The organism is Bacillus infantis (genome assembly GCF_008180445.1).
GTDB lineage: Bacteria > Bacillota > Bacilli > Bacillales > Cytobacillaceae > Bacillus_AB > Bacillus_AB infantis_B.
On record NZ_VTER01000003.1, the window covers coordinates 150405 to 176082 of the forward strand.

General features: G+C 48.2%; 25 protein-coding genes and 1 other annotated feature. All 25 genes read left to right on the plus strand.

Annotated features, from left to right (window positions below):
• Positions 1–8 precede the first annotated feature (8 nt).
• The 25 genes from ftsZ to pyrE all read left to right on the plus strand — a co-directional run bounded on the left by ftsZ (position 9) and on the right by pyrE (position 25654).
• Positions 9–1175: a cell division protein FtsZ gene (gene ftsZ, locus FZD51_RS05440; RefSeq protein WP_148973845.1), complete on the plus strand. Its 1167-nt coding sequence runs from the start codon at positions 9–11 to the stop codon at positions 1173–1175.
• A 269-nt stretch (positions 1176–1444) separates the two neighbouring features.
• Positions 1445–2383, plus strand: a complete 939-nt coding sequence (gene spoIIGA / locus FZD51_RS05445; RefSeq protein WP_148973846.1) for a sigma-E processing peptidase SpoIIGA — start codon at positions 1445–1447, stop codon at positions 2381–2383.
• Positions 2384–2427: 44 nt separating this feature from the next.
• The gene (gene sigE / locus FZD51_RS05450) at positions 2428–3147 is read left to right on the plus strand and encodes an RNA polymerase sporulation sigma factor SigE (protein ID WP_009791193.1); all 720 of its coding nucleotides are present in this window, start codon (positions 2428–2430) and stop codon (positions 3145–3147) included.
• Between the two features lie 143 nt (positions 3148–3290).
• Positions 3291–4070 carry an RNA polymerase sporulation sigma factor SigG gene (sigG, locus tag FZD51_RS05455; RefSeq protein ID WP_009791194.1) on the plus strand — a complete coding sequence of 260 codons (780 nt, stop codon included), beginning with the start codon at positions 3291–3293 and terminating at the stop codon, positions 4068–4070.
• Positions 4071–4512: 442 nt separating this feature from the next.
• Positions 4513–4782, plus strand: a complete 270-nt coding sequence (locus tag FZD51_RS05460) for a YlmC/YmxH family sporulation protein (protein WP_148973847.1) — start codon at positions 4513–4515, stop codon at positions 4780–4782.
• A 73-nt stretch (positions 4783–4855) separates the two neighbouring features.
• Positions 4856–5683: a peptidoglycan editing factor PgeF gene (gene pgeF, locus FZD51_RS05465; RefSeq protein WP_148973848.1), complete on the plus strand. Its 828-nt coding sequence runs from the start codon at positions 4856–4858 to the stop codon at positions 5681–5683.
• Entirely contained in the window at positions 5684–6355 is a 672-nt protein-coding gene (locus tag FZD51_RS05470; protein ID WP_148973849.1) for a YggS family pyridoxal phosphate-dependent enzyme, read from the plus strand. It begins immediately after the preceding gene.
• Between the two features lie 16 nt (positions 6356–6371).
• Entirely contained in the window at positions 6372–6812 is a 441-nt protein-coding gene (locus FZD51_RS05475; protein ID WP_009791729.1) for a cell division protein SepF, read from the plus strand.
• A 6-nt stretch (positions 6813–6818) separates the two neighbouring features.
• On the plus strand, positions 6819–7082 hold the full coding sequence (locus tag FZD51_RS05480; protein ID WP_148973850.1) for a YggT family protein: 264 nt from the start codon (positions 6819–6821) through the stop codon (positions 7080–7082).
• 108 nt (positions 7083–7190) lie between these two features.
• The gene (locus FZD51_RS05485; RefSeq protein ID WP_148973851.1) at positions 7191–7964 is read left to right on the plus strand and encodes a YlmH family RNA-binding protein; all 774 of its coding nucleotides are present in this window, start codon (positions 7191–7193) and stop codon (positions 7962–7964) included.
• Positions 7965–8086: 122 nt separating this feature from the next.
• Entirely contained in the window at positions 8087–8602 is a 516-nt protein-coding gene (locus tag FZD51_RS05490) for a DivIVA domain-containing protein (RefSeq protein ID WP_022543700.1), read from the plus strand.
• A gap of 44 nt (positions 8603–8646) precedes the next feature.
• Positions 8647–8890, plus strand: a binding site (T-box leader).
• A 91-nt stretch (positions 8891–8981) separates the two neighbouring features.
• On the plus strand, positions 8982–11753 hold the full coding sequence (gene ileS, locus FZD51_RS05495) for an isoleucine--tRNA ligase (RefSeq protein WP_148973852.1): 2772 nt from the start codon (positions 8982–8984) through the stop codon (positions 11751–11753).
• Between the two features lie 195 nt (positions 11754–11948).
• Positions 11949–12290, plus strand: coding sequence for a hypothetical protein (locus FZD51_RS05500; RefSeq protein WP_148973853.1), 342 nt, complete (start codon positions 11949–11951; stop codon positions 12288–12290).
• 98 nt (positions 12291–12388) lie between these two features.
• Entirely contained in the window at positions 12389–12877 is a 489-nt protein-coding gene (lspA, locus tag FZD51_RS05505) for a signal peptidase II (RefSeq protein ID WP_022543702.1), read from the plus strand.
• On the plus strand, positions 12852–13757 hold the full coding sequence (locus FZD51_RS05510; protein WP_148973854.1) for an RluA family pseudouridine synthase: 906 nt from the start codon (positions 12852–12854) through the stop codon (positions 13755–13757). Before lspA ends, FZD51_RS05510 begins: the two co-directional genes overlap by 26 nt.
• 216 nt (positions 13758–13973) lie before the next feature.
• Positions 13974–14516: a bifunctional pyr operon transcriptional regulator/uracil phosphoribosyltransferase PyrR gene (pyrR, locus tag FZD51_RS05515; protein WP_009795986.1), complete on the plus strand. Its 543-nt coding sequence runs from the start codon at positions 13974–13976 to the stop codon at positions 14514–14516.
• A 143-nt stretch (positions 14517–14659) separates the two neighbouring features.
• Complete coding sequence (locus FZD51_RS05520; RefSeq protein WP_148973855.1) at positions 14660–15964, plus strand: solute carrier family 23 protein; 1305 nt, start codon at positions 14660–14662, stop codon at positions 15962–15964.
• A 174-nt stretch (positions 15965–16138) separates the two neighbouring features.
• Complete coding sequence (locus FZD51_RS05525; RefSeq protein WP_148973856.1) at positions 16139–17077, plus strand: aspartate carbamoyltransferase catalytic subunit; 939 nt, start codon at positions 16139–16141, stop codon at positions 17075–17077.
• Complete coding sequence (locus FZD51_RS05530) at positions 17040–18326, plus strand: dihydroorotase (protein WP_148973857.1); 1287 nt, start codon at positions 17040–17042, stop codon at positions 18324–18326. The genes FZD51_RS05525 and FZD51_RS05530 overlap by 38 nt, the downstream gene beginning before the upstream one ends.
• Positions 18323–19429 (plus strand): carbamoyl phosphate synthase small subunit, encoded by a 1107-nt coding sequence (locus tag FZD51_RS05535; protein ID WP_148973858.1) that lies wholly within the window; start codon positions 18323–18325, stop codon positions 19427–19429. Before FZD51_RS05530 ends, FZD51_RS05535 begins: the two co-directional genes overlap by 4 nt.
• Positions 19408–22620, plus strand: a complete 3213-nt coding sequence (gene carB / locus FZD51_RS05540; RefSeq protein WP_148973859.1) for a carbamoyl-phosphate synthase large subunit — start codon at positions 19408–19410, stop codon at positions 22618–22620. Before FZD51_RS05535 ends, carB begins: the two co-directional genes overlap by 22 nt.
• Positions 22617–23396: a dihydroorotate dehydrogenase electron transfer subunit gene (locus tag FZD51_RS05545; RefSeq protein WP_148973860.1), complete on the plus strand. Its 780-nt coding sequence runs from the start codon at positions 22617–22619 to the stop codon at positions 23394–23396. Before carB ends, FZD51_RS05545 begins: the two co-directional genes overlap by 4 nt.
• On the plus strand, positions 23393–24334 hold the full coding sequence (locus FZD51_RS05550) for a dihydroorotate dehydrogenase (RefSeq protein ID WP_148973861.1): 942 nt from the start codon (positions 23393–23395) through the stop codon (positions 24332–24334). The genes FZD51_RS05545 and FZD51_RS05550 overlap by 4 nt, the downstream gene beginning before the upstream one ends.
• Positions 24306–25022: an orotidine-5'-phosphate decarboxylase gene (gene pyrF / locus FZD51_RS05555; protein ID WP_148973862.1), complete on the plus strand. Its 717-nt coding sequence runs from the start codon at positions 24306–24308 to the stop codon at positions 25020–25022. The genes FZD51_RS05550 and pyrF overlap by 29 nt, the downstream gene beginning before the upstream one ends.
• Positions 25019–25654 (plus strand): orotate phosphoribosyltransferase, encoded by a 636-nt coding sequence (gene pyrE / locus FZD51_RS05560; protein WP_148973863.1) that lies wholly within the window; start codon positions 25019–25021, stop codon positions 25652–25654. Before pyrF ends, pyrE begins: the two co-directional genes overlap by 4 nt.
• Positions 25655–25678 lie beyond the last annotated feature (24 nt).

Here is a 25678-nt window from a genome sequence, read left to right on the forward strand (position 1 = left end):
GATTTGTCATGTTGGAATTTGACACTAATTTAGATTCACTAGCGACCATAAAGGTTATCGGCGTTGGCGGCGGAGGAAATAATGCGGTAAACCGCATGATCGAACACGGCGTTCAAGGCGTAGAATTCATCGCAGTTAATACGGATGCACAGGCACTGAACCTCTCGAAAGCAGAAGTGAAAATGCAGATCGGCGGCAAACTTACGCGCGGACTGGGTGCCGGTGCTAATCCGGAAGTGGGCAAAAAGGCTGCTGAGGAAAGCAAAGAGCAGATCGAAGAAGCGCTGAAAGGCGCGGATATGGTGTTTGTCACTGCCGGAATGGGAGGCGGTACAGGTACTGGAGCTGCACCTGTCATTGCACAGATTGCAAGGGACCTGGGCGCTTTGACTGTAGGGGTCGTTACTAGGCCGTTTACATTCGAAGGCCGCAAGCGTGCCGGACAGGCAGCAGGCGGAATTGCTTCCATGAAGGAAGCAGTTGATACCCTGATTGTCATCCCGAATGACCGTCTATTAGAAATTGTAGACAAAAGCACTCCGATGCTTGAAGCATTCCGTGAAGCGGATAATGTGCTTCGCCAGGGTGTTCAGGGCATATCCGACCTGATTGCCACTCCGGGGCTGATCAACCTTGACTTTGCTGATGTAAAGACCATCATGTCAAGCAAGGGTTCTGCACTGATGGGGATCGGTGTCTCTTCAGGAGAAAACCGTGCGGCAGAAGCGGCAAAGAAAGCTGTTTCTTCTCCGCTGCTTGAAACGTCCATTGACGGTGCACAGGGTGTCCTGATGAATATCACCGGCGGTTCAAGCCTGAGCCTTTATGAGGTTCAGGAAGCTGCAGATATCGTAGCATCCGCTTCAGACCAGGATGTCAATATGATCTTCGGTTCTGTTATCAATGAAAACCTGAAAGACGAAATCGTCGTTACTGTAATTGCGACTGGGTTCAATGAAGAAGTGGCCGCGCCAAAACCGGCACGCCCATCATTTGGCCAGCCTAAACAGCAGCAGCCGCATTCACCTTCCCATAACCGGGACAGGGACAGGGAGCCAAAGCGGGAAGAGCAGAGCCATGAGCCGCCTGTAAGGAACTCATCATCTCAGTCTTCACAAGGTGAAGAAACATTGGATATCCCGACTTTCCTGAGAAACCGCAATAGAAGAAGATAAGATAGATTCGCTGAAACGGCGCCTCCTATGAGGCGCCGTTTTATTTTGGTTTTTAAGATTGAGACGTATATTTTAGACAGGCATATAAAACAAAATACTGACAAAAAACGAAGGGAATAGTGAAAAAATTCTCCTAAACAGGCTACAGAAAGTGACACACTTCAATGATATGGCTGGGGTATACTTTTCCATAAGATTAATAGATAGATGAAAAATCAGTTTTTGGCATCCGGACCTAATATGCCGGATATGTCTGGAGTGAAGCTGGATTGGCTATTTATTTGGATATCATTTGGCTGCTGAACTTTCTTTTTGACAGCCTCCTGCTGTATCTCACTGCGATCTTCCTGAAAAGGGATGTTTCTATTTGGCGGATACTGGCGGGCGGGGCTGCAGGCTCACTGATCGTTCTGCTCGCGGTAACACCGGTTCAATCTATTTCCGGGCATCCGCTATCAAAGCTGCTTTTTTCAATTGTCATGGTCGTCCTTGCCTTTGGATATAAAAGGGCCGGTTATTTTGTAAAAGGCCTGTTTACTTTTTATATGGCAACTTTCCTCATTGGAGGGACTTTGATAGGTGCCCATTATTTTGTGAAATTTGATTTTGAGCTTTCTTCAGCCGTCCTGCTGGGAAGTGTCAAAGGCTTTGGGGATCCGATCAGCTGGATGTTTGTCATCTTTGGATTTCCTGCAGCCTGGCATTTTTCACGGAAGCATGGAGAAAACATGGAAATGGCCAATATCCAATATGACCAGCTGGCTGAGGTTTGCATTTCGATTAATGGGATTGACCTGAACTTTAAGGGGCTTGTGGATACGGGGAATCAGCTTTATGATCCAATATCCAGGACGCCGGTCATGATTGCATCCCTAAAAGGGATGGCAGAAAAGCTTCCTGAAGTTCTCCTCGCCGTTTCCCAGGATCCTGAGCCTTTTCTGATGGGGGAGGCAAGAATCCCGACTGACTGGGAAAATCGGATGAGAATTCTTCCTTGCAAGGTGGTTGGACAAGAACATCAGCTTATTATCGCCATGAAGCCGGACAGGATCATCATCCAAAGGGGGGAAGAAAAAATCCTGGCAGGCAAGGCGCTCATCTCTTTTACGATGCAGCAGCTTTCCAGTGATGATGCATTTGACTGCATTATCCATCCAAAGATGATGACAGGTGCCGGCAAAGCAGAATCAGCGGAAAAGGTAAGTTAATAATACTATACTCGGAAAAACATAATTTAGAAGGAGGACAACTCATGAAAAATTTGAAGTTTCGCCTATCCTATTACTGGTATAAACTGCTGATCAAACTTGGGCTCAAGACTGATGAAATATTTTATATAGGCGGCAGCGAGGCTCTCCCTCCCCCTCTTTCAAAAGAAGAAGAAGAAGTTCTTCTGATTAAGCTCCCTAAAGGAGATAAAGCTGCAAGGTCAATGCTGATCGAAAGAAATCTCCGCCTCGTCGTATACATTGCCCGGAAGTTTGAGAATACGGGCATCAATATTGAAGACCTGATCAGCATCGGGACAATCGGGCTCATCAAAGCGGTCAACACTTTTAATCCGGAAAAGAAAATAAAGCTTGCCACGTATGCATCCAGGTGTATTGAAAACGAAATACTGATGTACCTGAGGCGGAACAATAAAATCAGGTCGGAGGTTTCCTTCGATGAGCCTCTGAATATTGACTGGGACGGGAATGAGCTCCTTTTGTCCGATGTGCTGGGAACCGAGGAAGACATTATTACTAAGGATCTGGAGGCGAATGTAGATAAGAAGCTTCTGCTGAAGGCCCTTCACCAGCTGACTGACAGAGAGAAGCAGATCATGGAGCTCCGCTTCGGCCTCGGATCTGGCGAGGAAAAAACACAGAAAGACGTGGCTGACATGCTTGGCATTTCACAGTCCTACATATCAAGGCTGGAAAAGAGAATCATCAAAAGATTGAAAAAGGAATTCAACAAGATGGTTTAAATTTTTTTTTATCCCGCTTAACCCTTATTCAGACTGTACATGCCGTTTTTTCCGGGCACCACGGAAAATCGGTATGTGCATATTTTTCCTTTCCGAGGAGATACTGTTTTTTGTACAGCAGCTCCTGTGAGGAGGGAAATGGATTGACTCGAAATAAAGTAGAAATTTGCGGTGTTGATACATCAAAGCTTCCCGTTTTGAAAAACGAAGAAATGAGAAAACTCTTCAAGCAAATGCATGAAGGTGATACATATGCCCGGGAGTGCCTAGTCAATGGCAACCTTCGGCTGGTACTGAGTGTCATCCAGCGCTTTAACAACAGAGGCGAATTTGTAGATGATCTCTTCCAGGTGGGATGTATCGGCCTGATGAAATCTATTGATAATTTTGATTTAAGCCAGAATGTAAAGTTCTCCACTTATGCTGTTCCGATGATCATTGGTGAGATCAGAAGGTATTTGAGGGATAATAATCCTATCAGGGTATCAAGGTCATTAAGAGATATAGCCTACAAAGCTTTGCAGGTCAGGGAACGACTGATGAGTGAAACGTCAAAGGAACCAACGGCTGAGGAAATAGCCAGGGTCCTTGAAGTGCCCCATGAAGAAATCGTATTTGCACTTGATGCGATACAGGATCCGGTCTCATTATTCGAGCCCATCTATAACGATGGAGGCGATCCGATATTTGTCATGGACCAGCTGAGCGACGAACGCAATAAAGATATTCAATGGATTGAGGAAATTGCCCTCAAAGAAGGCATGCGCAGGCTTAACGAAAGAGAAAAGCTCATATTGAGAAAGCGCTTCTTCCAAGGCAAGACCCAAATGGAAGTAGCCGAAGAAATCGGCATCTCCCAAGCCCAGGTCTCCCGCCTTGAAAAAGCCGCCATCAAGCAAATGAATAAAAATATCCAAAGCTGAAAGCTGCTGAAAAGCAGCTTTTTGTTTTAGGGTTTATAAGTGTTCATGCTGGCTTGTCTTATGAATAGAATGGGGAATCAATTTGTTTATACTGGAGGTTAAATGGAAGCCTAAAAAATTATGAAAACCTGTTGATTGCAGTGGAAGGCACGAAGACTCCAGTGGGATTGCAGCGGCAAAGCTAAGACCCCGCAGGAGCGACAGCGACGAGGAGGCATAGCGACGAGGAGGCATAGCGCCGCCCCACGGAAAGCGAAGTGCCTGCAACGGAAATCAACAGCTCATTGCAAAGCAGAAACCTATGGTGAAAAACTAAAATCTTATTTTTTTCCTTCCCAAAGTTATTTTTTATGGATATTTCCCTAAAACCCCCCATCAAATCAAAATATTCCATCCTTCCGCAACATATAATCAAGTAAGCAACAAATGGCGGGGGTGGACCATGGTTAAGATATCAGAATTCCAGGTCAAGGACGTAGTAAATGTGGCCGATGGCAAAAAGCTTGGGAGCATCGGGGATATTGACATCAATCTGATGAGCGGCAAGATTGAAGCTGTCATCATCAGCGGAGCAGGAAAAGTCCTCGGATTCTTTGGGAAAGATGAGGATATCATCATTCCGTGGAAAAATATTTTAAAAATCGGCGAGGACGTCATTCTTGTTCGCTATAAAATTTCAGAAGAACTCAAACCGGTGGAAGAGGATGCATAAGCTTCCTCCTTTTTTCTGTAACACGAACATTCTTTATGATAAACTAAAGAAAAACACGAAGAGGACACGATAAATGGAGCCATTTGTACTAAAGGAAAGCAAGTTTTTTTCCATTGAAGACTGGACGGGAAAGTATCCGGGCCTTGCTGCAGGTTTTTCCACGAAAAATGGAGGGAATAGCAATGGAGACTACAGCAGCCTCAACCTTGGCCTTCATGTAAATGATTCAGTCCAGGCGGTATGCGGCAACAGGGAAATTCTCTCTGATGCAATCGGCTTTCCATTGCCAGCATGGACTGGGGCAGAGCAGACCCACGAAACCTATATACGGAAGGTATCAAAGGAAGATGCAGGAACAGGCGCATTGGATTACAGCCAGGCATTCAGGAGGACTGATGGCTTTTTCACACTTGAGCAGGGCCTGCTTTTAACTCTATGCTTTGCGGACTGTGTCCCGCTTTATTTCATACATCCTGATTCAGGGGCTATAGGGGCCGCACATGCCGGCTGGAAAGGGACTGTCGGCGGGATTGCCGGAAATATGGCCGGTGTCTTTAAGAATGAAGGAATCGATCCGGGGGAAATTTTGGCGGCAATCGGGCCTTCCATTTGCGAAAAATGTTATATTGTCGACAGCAGAGTGGTCAATTTAGTGAAAAATAGACTAGAAGATGTCGATAAAAAACCATATAATCAAGTAAAAGAGAATCAATACCAGCTTGATCTGAAAGAAGTGAACAAACAGCTTCTCATGAAATCAGGCGTCCGGGAAGAGAATATAATTGTATCCGGCTATTGCACCAGCTGCCATGAGGAATACTTTTTTTCCCATCGCAGGGATGGGGGGAAGACTGGCAGGATGATGAGCTACATAGGCTGGAAGGAGGCTGACTTCAGCTAGATGAAGGTAGAGGAAAATCTTAAGGGCATCCAAGAAAAAATAGATGAAGCCTGTAAAAGGTCAGGGAGAAATCCTGGCGAAGTGACCATAATCGCTGTAACAAAATATGTTTCCACGGAAAGGGCGAAAGAGGCGGTGTCTGCGGGAATCGCCAATTTGGGCGAAAACCGGGATGAGGGTATGCTTGCCAAGCACGAAGAGATCGGCAATGCTGCCAAATGGCATTTCATCGGATCGCTGCAGACCAGGAAAGTCAAGAATATAATTGGCATTGCCGATTATATCCACTCACTGGACAGGCTTTCACTGGCGAAGGAAATAGACAAGCGGGCAGAAGAAACAGTCCAATGCCTGATACAGGTCAATGCTTCCGGTGAAGAGTCAAAACAGGGGCTTTCTCCTGAGGAAGTGATTCCGTTTGTAAAAGAACTGGAGGCTTATCCTCACATTTCTGCTGCAGGGCTGATGACGATGGCCCCTTTGACGGACGATGAGGAAATATTGCGGCATTGTTTCCGGACACTGAAAACTCTGCAGAAGGATATCCAGGATTTAAACCTTGCGCATGCGCCTTGCAGGGAACTTTCCATGGGCATGTCCAATGACTTTGGAATTGCAGTGGAAGAAGGGGCCACCATGGTCCGGATCGGAACTGCTCTTGTCGGAGAATAAGCAGGAGGTATAAAAAATGAGCATTAAATCAAAAATAAAAACATTTTTTTTCCTTGATGATGAATATGACTATAAAGAAGAGGAAATCATCGAAGAAGAAATCGAACCTGTCAGGCCTCAAAAACAGCCTGCTTCTCCAAAGCAGAATGTGGTCAGCCTGCAAAGTGTCCAGAAGTCTTCAAAGGTTGTGCTTGTTGAACCCAGGGTATATGCCGAAGCCCAGGATATTGCAGACCAGCTTAAAAACCGCCGGGCTGTGGTAGTTAATCTGCAGCGCATCGAAAGGGACCAGGCAAAAAGGATTGTCGATTTTTTGAGCGGCACGGTATATGCCATTGGCGGCGACATCCAGAAAATTGGAACAGATATCTTTTTATGCACTCCAGATAACGTGGAGGTGTCAGGGAATATTTCCCAAATCATGCAGGAGCATGATCTAGAAAATGCGAGGTGGTAGCACTACATGGCAACAGTAGTAGGTATTTTAAGTCAAATAATTTCGTTATATTCCTGGGCACTGATCATTTACATATTGCTGTCCTGGTTTCCAAATGCAAGAGAATCGTCCATCGGCCAATTTTTAGCCCGTATCTGCGAACCGTATCTGGAACCTTTCCGCAGGTTCATCCCGCCGCTTGGAATGATTGACATATCCCCGATTGTGGCAATTTTTGTCCTTAGATTTGCCACTCAGGGGCTTCATCAGCTTTTCTATTGGGTTGCATAGAATTACCAATAACTTGGGACTCTGAGCAGTCCCTTTTTTGGTGGCTGCTGTGATATGCTTGAACATGTCCGCAGATGCCTTCCTGAATAATATTAAAGGAGAGTGCCGATGTCTATTTATCAGCATTTTCGGCCTGAGGAGAAAGAATTCATCGACCAGTCTCTGGGCTGGAAGGACTATGTTGAAACATCCTATGCCCCTAAATTGACTGACTTCCTCGATCCGAGAGAGCAGCAGATCGTAAAAATGATTGTCGGGGAGCATTCCGGCGTGAAGCTTCGATTATTCGGGGGAACTGAGAGTACAGAGCGGAAAAGGGCCCTTCTGTATCCTGAATATTTTACCCCTGATGAAGAAGAATTCTCTATCACGCTCTTTGAAATCAATTATCCCAGCAAATTTGTTACAATCGAACACCCTCAAATACTTGGCAGCCTTATGGCTCTTGGCTTGAAGAGGGGTAAATTCGGGGATATCACTGTCGAGGGTGAAAGGGCGCAGGTTTTTGTCTCCCGCGAAATTGAAGACTATGTAAGCATGCAGCTGGAATCGATCGGCAAAGCTTCCGTCACTCTGAAAAAATTGCCGCTGGAGAAAGCGATCACTGCAGCCGGAGCATGGGAGGAATCGTCAGCTTCTGTTTCCTCGCTGAGACTGGATGCCGTCATTTCAGCCATATACAATATTTCCAGGCAAAAATCACAGCTCTTTGTCCAGCAGGGTCTTGTAAAAGTCAACTGGGGACAAGTCGAGGATCCTTCTTTTGTTTGCGGGGAAGCCGATGTACTTTCTGTAAGGGGAAAAGGCCGATCTAAAATCATAGAAGTTGAAGGAAAGACAAAGAAAGATAAATGGAGAATCATTACGGGAAAGCAAAAATAAATTATTTTTTTGCAGGATTTTAAAAGAAAATGTCGAATATATCTTTATCGCTCTGATAATATCAGAAATCAGCGTATTCACGCTGTCATACATATGCTTTAAGAATCATAGGGGGTGGCATTATGCCTTTAACACCATTAGATATACATAACAAGGAGTTCAGCAAAGGCTTCAGAGGCTATGACGAAGATGAAGTAAACGAATTCCTTGACCAGATCATCAAGGATTATGAAATACTGATCAGGGAGAAAAAGGAGCTTTCCGAAAGGCTTACAGATCTGAACGACCGGATCGGGCATTTCACCAATATTGAGGAAACGCTGAACAAATCCATCGTTGTTGCACAGGAAGCCGCTGAAGAAGTCAGGCGCAATGCACAGAAGGAAGCCAAGCTGATCATCAAGGAAGCTGAGAAGAATGCCGACCGCATCGTGAATGAATCCTTATCAAAAGCAAGGAAGATTGCCCTGGAGATCGAGGATTTGAAGAAGCAGTCAAAGGTCTTCAGAACAAGGTTCAGGATGCTTATCGAAGCACAGCTGGATATGCTCAATACAGAAGACTGGGACCATCTCCTTCAGTATGAGCTCGATTCAACGGATCTGAAATCAACTGAGGAAGAAGACTCACTGGCTTGACGTAGCCTGCATGAATCGAATATAATCCATATCATAAGAAAATATTGACTGCGTTGAAAGGGACAGTACAGCATTCTATATGCTTTTAAGAATAGCGATCCAGGGACGGTGGGAGCCTGGAATAAGCAGATTGCTGGAAGATCACCCTAGAGTACCTGCCTGAACGTTCTCCGAACCAGTAAGGTGCAGGCGTTTCATCCGCGTTAAGGATGCTTTGAGCGGGCAGAATGATTCTTTTCTGTCTACAAGGGTGGTACCGCGGGAGCTATAAGCCTTCTCGTCCCTTTACCGGGATGAGAGGGCTTTTTTTGTTTTCTCAAAAGGAAAACGCCCGGGGACGGCAAGTCAATTTACCTAAATGAAAGCAGGAGGAATTGCAGTGGAATACAAAGATACATTATTGATGCCAAAAACAGAATTTCCGATGCGCGGGAATCTTCCAAAAAGGGAGCCGGAAATCCAGGGCAAATGGGAAGAAATGAATATTTATGAAAAGGTGCAGGAGCATACGAAAGGCCGGCCGATGTTTGTTCTCCATGATGGCCCTCCATATGCTAACGGCGATATCCATATGGGCCATGCGCTGAATAAAATCCTTAAAGATTTTATTGTCCGCTACAAGTCCATGAGCGGCTTCCAAGCACCATATGTACCAGGCTGGGATACTCACGGACTGCCGATTGAGCAGGCATTGACGAATAAAGGCGTTAAGAGAAAAGAAATGACAGTTGCCGAGTTCAGAAAGCTTTGCGAGGAGTATGCCTATGAACAGGTTGACAGCCAGCGTTCACAATTTAAACGCCTTGGCGTCCGCGGCGACTGGGAAAACCCTTATATCACGCTGCAGCCGCAATATGAAGCACAGCAGATCAAGGTATTTGGCGATATGGCTAAAAAAGGCTATATCTATAAAGGGAAGAAACCGGTCTACTGGTCACCTTCAAGTGAATCAGCACTTGCCGAAGCAGAGATTGAATACCAGGATAAGCGCTCTCCTTCCATTTATGTCGGCTTTAAAGTCAAAGATGGAAAAGGTGTATTGGATCAGGATGTCCAAATCGTCATCTGGACGACAACTCCTTGGACGATCCCGGCCAACCTCGGGATCAGTGTCCATCCTGATCTCAATTATGTGGTAGCAGAAGCGGGTGGCAGCAAATATCTGGTCGCAGAAGAGCTCCTGAAATCTGTGGCAGAAGAAACCGGCTGGGAAGACCCGGCTGTCGTGAAGACTGTCAAGGGAAGCGAGCTGGAGAACATTCTTGCGGCCCATCCGCTTTATGGCCGCGATTCGCTTGTGATGCTTGGCGACCATGTAACCGTTGATGCCGGTACAGGCTGCGTCCATACTGCGCCCGGCCATGGTGAAGATGACTTTTATGTTGGCCAGAAATACGGACTTGAGGTATTGTGCCCAGTCGATGATAAAGGTGTCATGACCAATGAAGCTGAAGGCTTTGAAGGCCTCTTCTATGATGAAGCCAACAAGCCGATCACAGAAGCGCTTAAAGAGAAGGGCGCATTATTGGGCCTTAAATTCATCACTCACTCTTATCCGCATGACTGGAGAACGAAGAAACCGGTCATTTTCAGGGCTACAGCGCAATGGTTCGCATCCATCAAGGACTTCCGCAATGAGCTCCTGGAAGCAGTTAAAGAAACGAAGTGGGTGCCGGCATGGGGAGAAACACGCCTGTTCAATATGGTCCGCGACCGCGGCGACTGGTGTATTTCCCGCCAGCGTGCATGGGGTGTTCCTATCCCTGTCTTTTATGCTGAAAACGGCGACAGCATCATTACTGATGAAACAATTGATCATGTTTCTGCCCTTTTCAGGGAACACGGCTCCAATATCTGGTTCGAGAAAGAAGCCAAAGAGCTATTGCCTGAAGGGTTCACACATCCTGGCAGCCCGAATGGCAAGTTCACAAAAGAAACGGATATCATGGATGTCTGGTTTGATTCCGGCTCATCCCACCAGGCTGTCCTTGAGGAACGCGATGATCTGCAGCGTCCTGCAGACCTTTACCTTGAAGGCTCTGACCAGTACAGAGGCTGGTTCAATTCATCCCTGTCCACCTCAGTGGCAGTAACTGGAAAGGCGCCATATAAGGGTGTCCTTAGCCACGGCTTTGCACTTGACGGCGAAGGCAGGAAAATGAGTAAATCCATCGGCAATGTTGTCATTCCGGCGAAGGTCATGAACCAGCTTGGAGCAGATATCCTGCGTCTTTGGGTGGCATCTGTTGACTACCAGGCAGACGTAAGAGTTTCTGACCCGATCCTGAAACAGGTTGCTGAGGTTTACCGCAAGATCAGAAACACATTCAGATTCCTGCTTGGGAACCTGGCTGACTTCAATCCTGAGAAAGATGCAGTTGCCTATGAAAACCTCAGGGAAGTCGATCAGTTCATGCTTGTGAAGCTGAACAAGCTGGTCAATAATGTCAAGGAAGCTTATGACCGCTATGAGTTTGCAGGCATTTACCATGCGATCAATAATTTCTGTACATTGGATTTAAGTTCATTCTATCTGGATTTTGCCAAAGATGTTCTTTACATCGAGGCCGAGGATAATGCGGAACGCCGTGCGATCCAGACAGTCCTTTATGAAAGCCTTGTTGCGCTTGCGAAGCTTACTGCACCGATTCTTTCGCATACAGCTGATGAAGTATGGTCCTTTATCCCTGCTGTGAAGGAAGAAAGTGTCCAGCTGACAGACATGCCTGAATACAAAGAGCTTCCTAATGCAGATGAACTGATGAAAAAATGGACATCATTCATGAATCTGCGCGATGAAGTGCTTAAAGCACTTGAAGAAGCTCGAAATGAAAAAGTGATCGGTAAATCCCTGACAGCAAAGATCACTCTTTATCCAACGGCTGAAACTAGAAGCCTTCTTGACAGCATTAAAGAAGATGTGAAACAGCTGTTCATCGTTTCCGCCTTTGAAATCGGCGGAGAGTATGGCGAGGCGCCGGAAGAAGCCCTCAAGCTCGACAAAGCGGCAATTCTTGTGTCTAAAGCAGAAGGCGAAACATGCGAGCGCTGCTGGACAGTTACACCGGAAGTCGGTGCTGATTCCAGCCACCCTTCGCTTTGCCCCCGCTGTGCAGATGTTGTAAAAAACAACTATAGCCATTTGGCATAATAACAGACCCGGCTGCCTGGTGCAGCCGGGTTTTTGATTTTTTCCTCTCACTTTACCCCCGAAAGATTACCTTTTTTTTTCGATAAATCCTTCCACCTTATCTAAACTTTGTGCTCTTTGTTAAATGTTTATCAGGTTCTGTACGCCCAGGCCGGAGATAATAATTTTAAACAAAGAAGAACGGAGGAAGCGGCAATGGACAGCTCATTTGAAAAGCTCTATTCAGAACTCCGTGCAACTAAAGAGGAATTGCTTCAGAGGCTGGAAAGCGGAAGATGCTCAGCCCTTATCCAGCCATTAATATATGATGAGTTGGCCGATATTAACCGCGCCATCGGAAAATTGGAAACAGGGGAATATGGAAAATGTGAAATATCCGGGGAATTGATACCGGAAAATCTGCTGTCAGTCATCCCGACCATGGTAGCATTGTCAGATTATGATAAGCTTGGGGCGTTTTGCCGGAAGCCGATGGAATCAGTTTTTGAACCGTCGGCAGACACCGCTTCTTTCTTGATGATGATTATGAGGGGCTAACCGGTCAGCAGCAGCCTTCATAGTGGATAAAAGGTGTCGTTTTCATGGAGATTATGCTAAAATGCTAAGGTAATGACTTCAAATTGGAGGTAGCCTTTGTGTTTTATTACATAATTGCCTTATTTGTTATTGCTCTGGATCAGCTGACCAAATGGCTGATTGTTAAAAATATGGAGCTTGGTGAAAGCATCCCGGTGATCGAGAATTTTCTTTATATCACATCGCACCGCAACAGGGGGGCGGCATGGGGAATTCTTGAAGGGCAAATGTGGTTTTTCTATGTTATTACAGTTGCCGTCATCATAGGTATTGTCTATTACATCAAGACCGCAGCAAAAGGGAAGCGATTGCTTGGCATCGCACTGGGATTAATGCTCGGAGGGGCGATCGGCAATTTTATCGACAGGGTTTTCCGCAAAGAAGTGGTTGATTTCGTCAACACATATATCTTTGGATATGATTTTCCTGTCTTTAATGTCGCCGATTCATCACTGGTTGTCGGGGTAATCATACTGATGATACAAATGCTCCGGGAAGAGCGGGAAGCGAAGGAGAAATCGAATGGAGAAAATGGAATACATCATTAATGAAGAAGTGGCAGGGGAAAGGCTTGATAAAGCTGTTTCACTGCTGAACGAAGAGCTGTCCAGATCACAGGCGCAGCAAATGATCAAGGATGGCCATATCCTTGTCAACGGCCAGGGAACCAAAACGAATTATAAATGCAGCGCCAATGACAGGATTGAAGTGTCGTTTCCGGAACCGGAAGAGCTTGATGTCTTACCGGAAGAAATGGACCTTGATATCTATTATGAAGATGGTGATGTCCTTGTCGTGAATAAGCCCAAGGGAATGGTCGTCCATCCGGCGCCGGGCCATGCATCAGGAACGCTGGTCAATGGCCTTATGGCACACTGCAAGGACCTTTCCGGCATCAATGGCGTCCTGCGCCCGGGAATCGTTCACCGCATCGATAAGGATACATCAGGCCTGCTGATGGTTGCCAAGAATGATATGGCCCATGAAAGCCTTGTGAATCAGCTTGTTGAAAAAACAGTGACAAGGAAGTACCAGGCAATTGTTCATGGAACCATCCCTCATGACTATGGGACGGTTGATGCGCCGCTTGGAAGGGACCCTAAAGACCGGCAGAGCATGACAGTAGTGGATGGCGGAAAGAATGCGGTCACGCATTTTCATGTGATCCACCGCTACAAAGATTTTACTCATGTGGAATGCCAGCTGGAAACAGGAAGGACCCACCAGATTCGCGTTCATATGAAATATATCGGCTATCCGCTGGCAGGGGACCCGAAATACGGGCCAAGAAAGACACTTGAAATCGGCGGACAGGCACTCCATGCCGGTGTCCTTGGCTTTGTGCATCCAAGAACCGGGGAATACATGGAATTTGAGGCCCCTCTGCCGGCATACTTCTCGGAACTGCTGGAAAAACTGGGCAAGTAGCGTCTAATAAATAATAATCGTTGACATCTGTCCTAAAATATTTTACTATAGCTTTAATGAATATGACCTTTAAGACCAGTCCTGTGAGACTGAGAAGGTATCGGATACGGAAGGGAATCCCCTTCCTGCACTAAAGTGCAGCCAAACCTCTCGTCGTGCAGGCGGGAGGTTTTTTTATACAAGAAATCGTGCAGCCTGATGCTGGAGGGTGATAACATGACACAAAAAGCAGTGGTTTTAGATGAACAGGCAATCAGGAGGGCATTGACCAGGATCGCCCATGAAATCATTGAGAAGAACAAAGGGATAGATGAATGTGTGCTTGTAGGGATCAGGACCCGAGGCATCTACTTGGCAAATCGCCTGGCTGACAGGATTGAACAGATCGAGGGTAAAAGGATCCCTGTCGGGGAGCTGGATATCACGCTGTACCGTGACGACCTGACAAAGAAAACGGATGACGATCAGCCGCTGGTCAAAGGCAGCGACATTCCCCAGGATATCACCAATCAAAAAGTCATCCTCATCGACGATGTACTGTATACAGGCAGGACAGTCAGAGCGGGACTCGATGCCCTGGTAGACATCGGCAGACCGGCTGCGATTCAGCTGGCAGTCCTGGTGGACAGGGGCCATAGAGAGCTCCCGATCCGGGCGGATTATGTAGGCAAAAACATACCGACTTCGAGCTCGGAGAAAATAGTCGTTGAACTGAAGGAAGTAGATGAAACCGATCAAGTAAGCATTTTTGAAAACTGAACATCCCCCTTTTAACGCAGTCCAGAGAGGCTGGCAAAGGGGAACATGGCTGGTGTCTTTTCAGCTGTGCTCCTATGCCCTCTGTGCGAAAAAGCAAGAGGGTTTTTTTGCGGGGAAAAGACAACTACAAAGGAGACAAAGCCATGAATAAACCATTATTAGACGTAAACGAAGTACCAAAGCCATTTCAATGGATTACATTAAGCATCCAGCATTTATTCGCCATGTTCGGCGCAACCATTCTTGTTCCTTACCTCGTCGGGCTTGATCCGGCCATCGCTCTCATCTCGAGCGGACTTGGGACCATCGCTTTCCTGATCATCACAAAATGGCAGGTGCCGGCATACCTGGGTTCTTCCTTCGCCTTCATAGCACCGATCATCGCAGCGAAGGCCGCAGGCGGACCGGGTGCAGCCATGATCGGCAGCTTTATGGCCGGCCTGGTTTACGGCGTCGTTGCCCTCATCATTAAAAAAGCAGGCTACCGCTGGATTATGAAACTGCTCCCGCCTGTAGTGGTCGGCCCGGTCATCATTGTCATCGGGCTCGGACTTGCAGGTACAGCAGTAGGAATGGCGATGAACAATGCAGAAGGGGAATACAGCTTCCTGTACTTTTCCGCCGGCCTCGTCACATTGGCGGCCACCATTGTTTTCTCCATCTACTTTAAAGGGATGCTGAGCATGATCCCGATTCTTGGCGGGATCATCATCGGGTATGTATACTCCGTATTTGCGGGTCTTGTAGATTTCACTCCGGTTCTAGAAGCAAAGTGGTTTGAAGCACCGAATTTCCTCATTCCATTTGCAGATTATAAAGTTGATCTGTCATCATTGAAGATCGCATTGCTGATGGTGCCTGTAGCAGTCGTCACTTTATCAGAGCATATAGGCCACCAGCTTGTTCTCAGCAAAGTTGTAGGCAGGGATTATATTAAAAACCCGGGACTTCACAGGTCGATTCTCGGGGACGGGATGGCAACCATCATTTCCGCGCTGATCGGCGGACCGCCTAAAACAACTTACGGCGAAAATATCGGCGTCCTTGCAATCACAAGGGTCTACAGTGTATATGTGCTGGCCGGTGCCGCAATAGTTGCGACAGTGTTTGGCTTCATCGGCAAGATCACTGCGCTGATCGCTACCATCCCGACACCTGTGATGGGCGGGGTTTCCATCCTGCTCTTCGGCATCATCGCCTCGTCCGGACTGAGAATGCTGGTTGACAGCAAGGTGGACTTTGGGGACAAACGCAATCTGGTCATCTCGTCTGTCATCCTGGTCATCGGGATCGGCGGAGCCCATATAACACTGGGCGGATTAAATCTGGAAGGTATGGCGCTCGCAGCAATCTGCGGTGTGGCGCTCAACCTGATCCTGCCAGGCAAACCTCAGATTGAAGAAGATATGTTTCAAGCGGAAACAGAAAAAAAAAGTAATGTTGCATAAGAAAGACACTTTTTAAAAAAGTCCAGAGAGGCTTGCAAGGGTGTTGATGTGCTGCGGGAGGAAGCTCGGCTGCTTTTCCCGTGCAGTATGGCATGTTGACTTTTCAGCACCCTGAACCTTGTTCAGGGTGCTTTTTTTACAGCCTTGCCCGCCTCCGTTAAGGAGGAAGCAAAGATGAAAGATCTGCTCACGATGAATGAACTGGGCATAAAGGAAATCGGGGAGATTCTGAAACAGGCGCAGGAGTTTGCTGAAGGCGCAGTCTGGAGGCCGTCTTCACAGTCCTTCGTTGCCAATCTCTTCTTCGAGGCAAGCACAAGGACCAAGTGCAGCTTTGAAGTTGCCGAGAGGAAGCTTGGCCTTGATGTCATCCCTTTTGAAGCAGGGACTTCGAGCGTCCAGAAGGGCGAATCGCTTTACGACACGGTGAGGACACTCGAGTCCATAGGTGTCGATGCGGTGGTCATCCGCCATCAGGAGGAAGATTACTTTAGCGCGCTTTCAGGTAAGATAGGCATCCCGGTCCTGAATGCAGGTGACGGCTGCGGCCACCATCCAACGCAGTCGCTGCTGGACCTGCTGACAATCCGGCAGGAGTTCGGCCGCTTTGCCGGGCTGAAGGTTGCCATCATTGGCGACATCCTTCACAGCAGGGTGGCAAGGTCCAATGCTGAAGCTCTGGCAAGGCTGGGGGCAGAGGTTGTATTCTCGGGGCCGGAAGAATGGTTTGACCCTTCCTTCCGCCATTCTGGAAGTTTTGAAGAAATCGATGAAGCGGCTGCAACTGCGGATGTGGTCATGCTCCTGAGAATACAGCATGAGAGGCATCAGGAAAGCACAGGGATGTCTGCTGCCGAGTACCACGAAAAATACGGGCTGACAGAAAAGCGCGAAAAGCGGATGAAGCAGGGAACCATCATCATGCATCCTGCCCCGGTCAACAGAGGGGTTGAAATAGCTGACAGCCTGGTGGAATGCAGCAGGTCGAGAATTTTCAAACAAATGGAAAATGGTGTATTTGTCCGCATGGCAGTGCTGAAAAGGGCACTTGTACATAAAGAGGGGAGAGGTAATCATGAAAAAGCTGATCAAAAATGGCAGATTGCTTACTGAAAACGGAGAGCTTGTACAGAAGGATATCCTGATCGAGGGCGGAAAAATCGCGAAGATCGGGTCTGAAATCGAAAGTATAGATGCTGAAGTGATAGATGCAGGAGGGCTGCTGGCAGTCCCTGGCTTGGTCGACCTTCATGTACACCTGCGGGAACCGGGGGGAGAAAAGAAAGAAACGGTTGAAACTGGGACCCTGGCTGCAGCACGCGGAGGCTTTACAACGATTGCCCCAATGCCGAACACCAGGCCGGTGCCTGACACGGTGGAGCAGCTGGAATGGCTGAACAGAAGGATTGCGGAAACGGCTCATGTGCGGGTCCTTCCTTATGCTTCGATCACCGTCAGGCAGCTTGGCAGTGAGCTGACCGATTTTGAAGGGCTGAAGCAGGCCGGCGCCTTTGCCTTTACTGATGACGGCGTGGGAGTGCAGTCAGCCGGGATGATGCTTTCCGCGATGAAAAAAGCTGCTGCTGTCAGCATGCCTGTCGTTGCGCACTGCGAAGAAAATACGCTGATCAATAAAGGCTCTGTCCATGAAGGGGAATTTTCAAGGAAGCATGCAATCAATGGGATCCCATCTGTATGCGAATCTGTACATATTGCAAGAGATGTGCTGCTGGCTGAAGCGGCTGGCTGCCACTATCATGTGTGCCACATCTCTACTAAAGAGTCTGTCAGGGTTGTCAGGGACAGCAAAAGGGCAGGGATTAAGGTAACTGCTGAGGTTACGCCTCATCATCTGCTCTTATGCGAAGATGATATTCCGGGCCTTGACGCAAATTTCAAGATGAATCCGCCGCTAAGGAGCGCCAGTGACCGTGAGGCACTGATAGAAGGTCTTTTGGACGGTACGATTGATTTTATCGCAACCGATCATGCCCCGCATACCGCGGAAGAAAAAGGAGAAGGAATGGAGCTGGCCCCATTTGGGATCACCGGGCTTGAGACAGCCTTTCCGCTTCTCTACACACATCTGGTGCTGAAGGGGATCCTTACTTTAAAACAGCTGGTCGATTATATGACAATCAAGCCTTCAGAAGCTTTCGGTTTGCCATACGGAAAGCTGGAGGAAGGTTCATATGCCGACCTGGTGCTGCTTAATTTGGATCATGGGCAGAACATTGATCCGAAGGAATTTTTATCTAAAGGGAAAAATACCCCATTCTCAGGCTGGAACTGCAAAGGCTGGCCGGTTCTGACAATTGCGGGCGGAAAAACGGTATGGGCGAAGGAGAGTGTCAGAGCATGAAAAAACAGCTGATCTTGGAAGATGGAACCATATTTATCGGAGAAGGATTCGGGAGCAATTCGGCCGCTTTTGGCGAGGTGGTATTCAATACGGGTATGACCGGATATCAGGAGATCCTCTCTGACCCTTCATACTGCAGCCAGATCGTTGTACTGACTTACCCCTTGATCGGGAATTATGGCATCAACAGGGATGATTTTGAAAGCATTCTGCCGGCGATTCACGGATTGGTTGTTAAAGAAGCGGCTGAATTTCCTTCTAACTGGAGGAATGAGCACTCTTTAGGAGATTATCTTGAAGCGAAAGGCATTCCTGGAATAGCAGGTATCGACACAAGGAAGCTGACAAGGATCATCCGTAAGCATGGGACTTTAAAAGGGAGCATATGCCCGATTGAACAAGATCCTTCCGAAGTGATTGAAAAGCTGAAATCCGCTGTCCTTCCTCGCGACCAGGTAAAAAAAGTATCAAAGAAAACAGCCTATCCTTCCCCGGGCCGCGGCCGCAGGGTCGTTCTTGTGGATTACGGCATGAAGCATGGAATTCTCAGGGAGCTGAACAAGCGCGGCTGTGATGTGATTGTGGTGCCATACCATACAACAAGCGAAGAGATCCTCAGCCTGAGCCCTGACGGGGTTATGCTTTCAAATGGGCCTGGGGACCCGAAAGATGTAGAGGAAGCCATACCGATGATCCAGGGGCTGCTCGGGAAGGTCCCGTTGTTCGGGATCTGCCTCGGCCACCAGCTGTTTGCCCTTGCTTGCGGCGCTGACACTGAGAAACTGAAATTCGGCCACAGGGGGTCCAATCATCCTGTCAAAGAACTTAAAACAGGGAAAGTGGCGCTGACTTCACAAAATCATGGATACTCTGTCAACGAAGATTCTATTGACGGAACACCGCTTGAAGTAACGCATATCGCGCTTAATGACGGGACAGTCGAAGGGCTGAAACATAAGAATATACCTGCTTTTACAGTCCAATATCATCCTGAAGCCTCTCCGGGGCCTGAAGATGCCAATAATCTTTTTGAACAATTTATGCAAATGATCGAATCTGAGAAACGGGAAGGTGCTGCAGCATGCCAAAGCGTACAGATATAAAAAGCATTCTAGTGATCGGGTCGGGGCCCATTGTCATCGGGCAGGCCGCAGAATTCGACTATGCGGGGACACAGGCCTGCATAGCGCTGAAAGAAGAAGGATACAGGGTCATCCTTGTCAACTCGAATCCGGCGACCATCATGACAGATACAGAGATTGCCGATGCCGTCTATATTGAACCCCTGACGCTTGAGTTTGTCAGCAGGATCATCCGCAAAGAGCGCCCGGATGCGATCGTTCCGACCCTTGGTGGGCAGACGGGCCTGAATCTGGCAGTCGAGCTGTCTAAAGCAGGCGTGCTTGAAGAGTGCGGTGTGGAAGTGCTCGGCACAAAGCTGTCAGCCATTGAGAAGGCGGAAGACCGCGATCTTTTCAGAAGCTTAATGAATGAATTGGGTGAGCCGGTTCCTGAAAGTGAAATCATCCATAATATCGATGAGGCGCTTGAATTTGCAGAGCAGATCGGCTATCCGGTAATTGTCCGTCCTGCTTTCACGCTCGGCGGAACAGGGGGCGGAATCTGCCATGATGAGGAAGAACTGCTGGAATTCACGGCGAGCGGCCTGAAGAACAGCCCTGTCACCCAGTGCCTGCTCGAGAAGAGCATAGCTGGCTTCAAAGAAATAGAATACGAGGTTATGAGAGACTCGAACGATAATGCGATCGTTGTCTGCAATATGGAGAACATCGATCCGGTAGGGGTACATACAGGAGATTCTATCGTTGTCGCGCCGAGCCAGACTTTAAGCGACCGTGAATACCAGCTGCTCCGCAATGTATCGCTGAAAATCATCCGTGCCCTGGAAATCGAGGGAGGCTGCAATGTTCAGCTCGCGCTGGATCCATACAGCTTTGACTATTACATCATTGAAGTGAACCCTCGTGTCAGCCGTTCTTCTGCGCTGGCTTCCAAGGCGACAGGCTACCCGATTGCCAAGCTGGCAGCGAAAATTGCCGTCGGCCTGACGCTTGATGAAATGATGAACCCGGTCACAGGTAAAACATATGCGTGTTTTGAGCCTGCCCTTGATTATATTGTGACAAAGATCCCGCGCTGGCCTTTTGATAAATTTGAGTCAGCCAACCGCTCGCTCGGCACGCAGATGAAAGCAACAGGAGAGGTCATGGCCATCGGGCGGACTTTTGAAGAATCACTGCTTAAGGCCATCAGGTCCTTGGAAGCCAATGTATACCATTTTGCTTTGAATAATCCTGAGGAAATCGATGATGCTCTTATGGAAAAGCGGATCCGCAAAGCAGGCGATGAGAGGCTGTTCTACATCTCTGAAGCGCTGAGGCGGGGAGTGACGATCGAAACCATCCATGAGTGGAGCCAGATTGACTTATTCTTCCTTTATAAAATGAATAAAATCGTTACCTTTGAACAGATTCTCTCTGACAAACGGTTTGACCGGGAGACTGCGAAGAAAGCAAAGGAAATGGGCTTTTCTGACCTCGTGATTGCGGGGCTGTGGGATGCCTCAGAGCAGGAGGTGTACAGCTGGCGGAAGGAAAACGGCATTGTACCTGTATATAAGATGGTTGATACCTGTGCGGCGGAGTTCGAATCAGAAACACCTTATTATTACGGAACCTATGAAGAAGAAAACGAGTCTATCGTTACAGACAGGAAAAGCATTGTCGTGCTTGGTTCCGGACCGATCCGCATTGGGCAGGGAATTGAGTTCGATTATGCAACCGTACACTCTGTATGGGCGATTAAAGAAGCCGGCTATGAAGCAATCATCATCAATAATAATCCGGAAACTGTGTCTACAGACTTCAGCATATCAGATAAGCTTTATTTTGAACCGCTTACGATTGAGGATGTTATGCATATCATTGATCTGGAAAAACCAGAGGGGGCAGTTGTCCAATTTGGGGGCCAGACAGCGATCAATCTTGCTGCAGAACTTGTGAAACGGGGGGTGAAAATCCTCGGGACAACACTTGAAAACCTTGACCGTGCTGAGGACAGGGACAAATTCGAAATGGCGCTGACAGACATGGGCATTCCCCAGCCACAGGGAAAGACAGCTTTCTCTGCAGAAGATGCGGCCGTGATTGCTGCTGAAATCGGCTATCCTGTCCTTGTCCGCCCTTCATATGTCCTTGGAGGCAGAGCGATGGAGATTGTCTACAAAGAAGAAGAACTGCTTCATTACATGAGAAATGCGGTACGGGTGAATCCTGAACATCCTGTCCTGATCGACCGCTACCTGACAGGCAAGGAAATCGAAGTTGATGCCATTTCTGACGGAGAAAGAGTCGTCATTCCAGGCATCATGGAGCATATCGAACGGGCAGGCGTCCACTCGGGCGACTCCATTGCCGTATACCCGCCTCAAAATCTGACTGATGAAGTGAAAGCGAAACTGGCCGAATATACGGAAAAGCTGGCAAAGGGCCTAGGCATCATCGGTCTCCTGAATATCCAGTATGTAGTGGCAAAAGGAGAGGTATTTGTCCTGGAAGTGAACCCGCGGTCCAGCCGGACAGTTCCATTCCTGTCTAAAATCACCAATGTCCCGATGGCTAATATTGCAACAAAGGTAATCCTTGGGCAGTCGCTTAAAAGCCAGGGGTATGAGTCAGGCCTTGTACCTGAAAAGCAGGGCGTGTATGTAAAGGTGCCGGTGTTTTCCTTTGCTAAGTTAAGGCGGGTAGACATCACGCTCGGCCCTGAGATGAAGTCGACGGGTGAAGTCATGGGGAAAGATCATACCCTTGAAAAAGCCTTATATAAAGGCCTTGTCGCATCAGGTATGAAAATCAGCGGTTACGGAAACGTCCTGATGACAGTGGCCGATAAAGATAAAGAAGAAGCGCTGGCACTTGCCAGGAGGTTTGCAGAAATCGGCTATCAGGTAATGGCGACAAGCGGTACGGCAGGCTATTTCTCTGCAGCAGGCATTCCAGTGGAAGTTGTCAGCAAAATCGGGGCAGAAGGCCCTGACCTGCTGGATGTCATCCGCAATGGAGAGGCACAGCTGGTCATCAATACGCTGACAAAAGGAAAGCAGCCGGCGCGCGATGGCTTCCGGATCCGCAGGGAATCAGTGGAAAACGGCATCGCATGCCTGACATCCCTGGATACGGCAGAAGCGATTCTCCAGGTAATTGAATCGATGAACTTCTCGGCAGAGGCCATGATGCCGGGCAGCCAAGAGAAGAAGGCGGTCCTTCTATGATCAGGAAGGAACTATGCACGATCGTTTCTCACCAGGAAATTGCTAAAGACATTTATGAGCTCACCTTAAAAGGTGAGCTTGTCAATGAGATGGAGACTGCGGGACAGTTCGTCCATCTAAAAGTATCAAACGGATATGATCCGCTTTTAAGAAGGCCGATTTCGATTGCGGAAATCAATAAAAGCCGCCAGACATTTACGATGATCTACAGGGCGGGGGGCAGGGGCACTATTCTGCTGGCTTCAAAGCGGTCCGGCGAAAAGGTCGATGTCCTTGGTCCGCTGGGCAATGGATTTCCTGACAATGAAGCCCTGCCAGGCCAGACAGCCCTCCTTATAGGCGGGGGAATCGGTGTGCCGCCCTTATATGAATTGTCTCAAAGATTAAAAGCGAGAGGCGTCAAGACAGTACATGTGCTTGGATTTCAATCGGCTGAACAAGTGTTTTATGAAAAGGAATTTGCAGTGCTGGGAGAAACATATATTGCAACCGCGGATGGAACATACGGATCAAGGGGATTTGTGACCGACGTCATTGTTCGGGAAGAATTGGAATTTGATGTGCTGTATGCCTGCGGACCGACACCGATGCTGAGGGCGCTGGAACATGCCTATCAGGACAAAAAGGTCTTTTTATCGCTGGAAGAGCGGATGGGCTGCGGCCTGGGTGCATGCTTTGCCTGTGTCTGCCATACGGCGGACGATCCGGAGGGCTTCAACTATAAAAAAGTCTGCACAGACGGGCCTGTGTTCAGGGCAGGGGAGGTTGTACTATGAGTATGCTGAATGTTGACCTGCCTGGATTAACCCTTAAGAATCCGGTAATGCCTGCCTCCGGCTGCTTCGGGTTCGGAAAGGAATACAGCGGGCTGTATGATTTGAGCCTGCTGGGAGCCATTATGATTAAAGCGACCACTCTTGAGCCGAGATTCGGGAATCCGACTCCGAGGGTCGCGGAAACACCTGCAGGGATGCTGAATGCAATCGGCCTGCAAAACCCGGGGCTTGATAATGTGCTTATGGAAGAGCTTCCGAGACTGGAGCAATATGATGTTCCGATTATCGCCAATATAGCAGGCAGCACGGAAGAAGATTATATAGAAGTGGCCAGAGCGTTATCAAAGGCATCCAATGTAAAGGCTTTGGAGCTGAACATCTCCTGCCCGAACGTCAAGACGGGCGGCATAGCTTTCGGGACCATCCCCGAAATCGCAAAAAGCCTGACAAAGAAAGTAAAGGCAGCATCTGCAGTGCCTGTTTATGTCAAACTGTCCCCGAACGTCACGAATATTGTAGAGATGGCTAAAGCTGTTGAAGAAGGCGGTGCAGACGGTCTTACCATGGTCAATACGCTTCTTGGCATGAGGATGGATCTGAACACTGGCCGCCCTATCCTTGCCAACCGGACGGGAGGCCTTTCTGGGCCATCAATAAAGCCTGTGGCGTTAAGGATGGTTTATGAAGTGAGCCAGCAGGTGAATCTGCCCATCATCGGAATGGGCGGAGTGGAAACAGCGGAGGATGTGATCGAGTTCTTTTATGCAGGAGCTTCAGCTGTTGCGGTCGGAACGGCCAACTTCGTCGATCCTTTTGTCTGTCCGAACATTATAGATGAGCTTCCGGGACTGCTGGAGAAGCTTGGTTTCGAACATATTAGCGAATGTACGGGAAGGAGCTGGGGCAAGCATGAAAAATCCGCTTATCATCGCGCTTGATTTTGCCGGAAAAGAAGAAGTGAGAACTTTTCTGGGGAATTTTCCGGAAGAAAAATTATTTGTCAAAGTAGGCATGGAGCTTTTTTACCAGGAGGGCCCTGATATGGTCCGGGAACTGAAGGCGGACGGACATGAAGTGTTCCTGGATTTGAAGCTCCATGATATTCCTAATACAGTCGGCAGCGCTATGCGCAGGATTGCCGGCCTTGGCTGCGATCTGGTCAATGTTCATGCAGCCGGCGGCAGCGTAATGATGAAAGCTGCCCTTGAAGGGCTGGAAGAAGGGACAGCAGCTGGCAAAAAAAGGCCTCTGTGCATTGCGGTGACACAGCTCACCAGCACATCAGAGGAACAGATGCGGGCAGAGCAGCTGATCCCAGTCGCACTGAATGATTCTGTTATTCATTATGCAGGGCTTGCCAGACAGTCCGGGCTTGATGGCGTCGTCTGCTCCCCGCATGAAGCAAAGCTGCTGAACGGCCGTTTTGGGGAAGGATTCCTGACAGTGACGCCAGGCATCCGTCTGCCAGAAGAGGCGGCAGGTGATCAAAAAAGGATCAGCACACCGGGATTTGCAAGGCAGGAAGGAGTCTCGGCCATAGTGGTGGGCCGTTCCATCACAAAAGCTGCTGATCCGTATGAAGCTTATCTGTCATTTAAAAATCAATGGGAGGGCGTACTGTCATGAAAAAAACAATTGCTGAAAGATTGCTGGAAATAGGAGCGGTTGCCCTGCAGCCTTCCGATCCTTTTACGTGGTCATCGGGCCTGCTTTCACCTATCTACTGCGACAACCGCCTGACGATGTCATATCCTGAAGTGCGCAGGGAAATTGCAGAAGGGCTTAAAGCACTTATAGAAGAGCATTTCCCTGACGCTGAAGTCATCGCCGGAACTGCGACAGCAGGGATCCCCCATGCTGCCTGGGCAAGCGATTTGCTGGAGCTGCCGATGTGCTATGTCCGTTCAAAAGCGAAAGAGCATGGAAAAGGAAAGCAGATTGAAGGAAGAGCGGAAAAAGGGCAGAAAGCGGTTGTGGTCGAAGATCTTATTTCAACTGGAGGCAGCGTCATCACAGCTGTTGATGCTCTTCGTGAAGCAGGCTGTGAAGTGCTTGGGGCTGTATCCATTTTTACATATGAGCTGAAGCAGGGCGATCAGAAGCTTGCTGAAGCAGGGATACAGTCGTATTCCCTGGCCACCTTCACAGAGCTTGCGGAGACAGCACGAGAAAAGGGCCATATCACAAATCGCGAAATGGATGCCCTTTCGGAATGGAGAGAGAATCCAGCCGAATGGGGCGCAGCCGCTAGACAATAATTGAAGTTATAAAAATAAGATTTC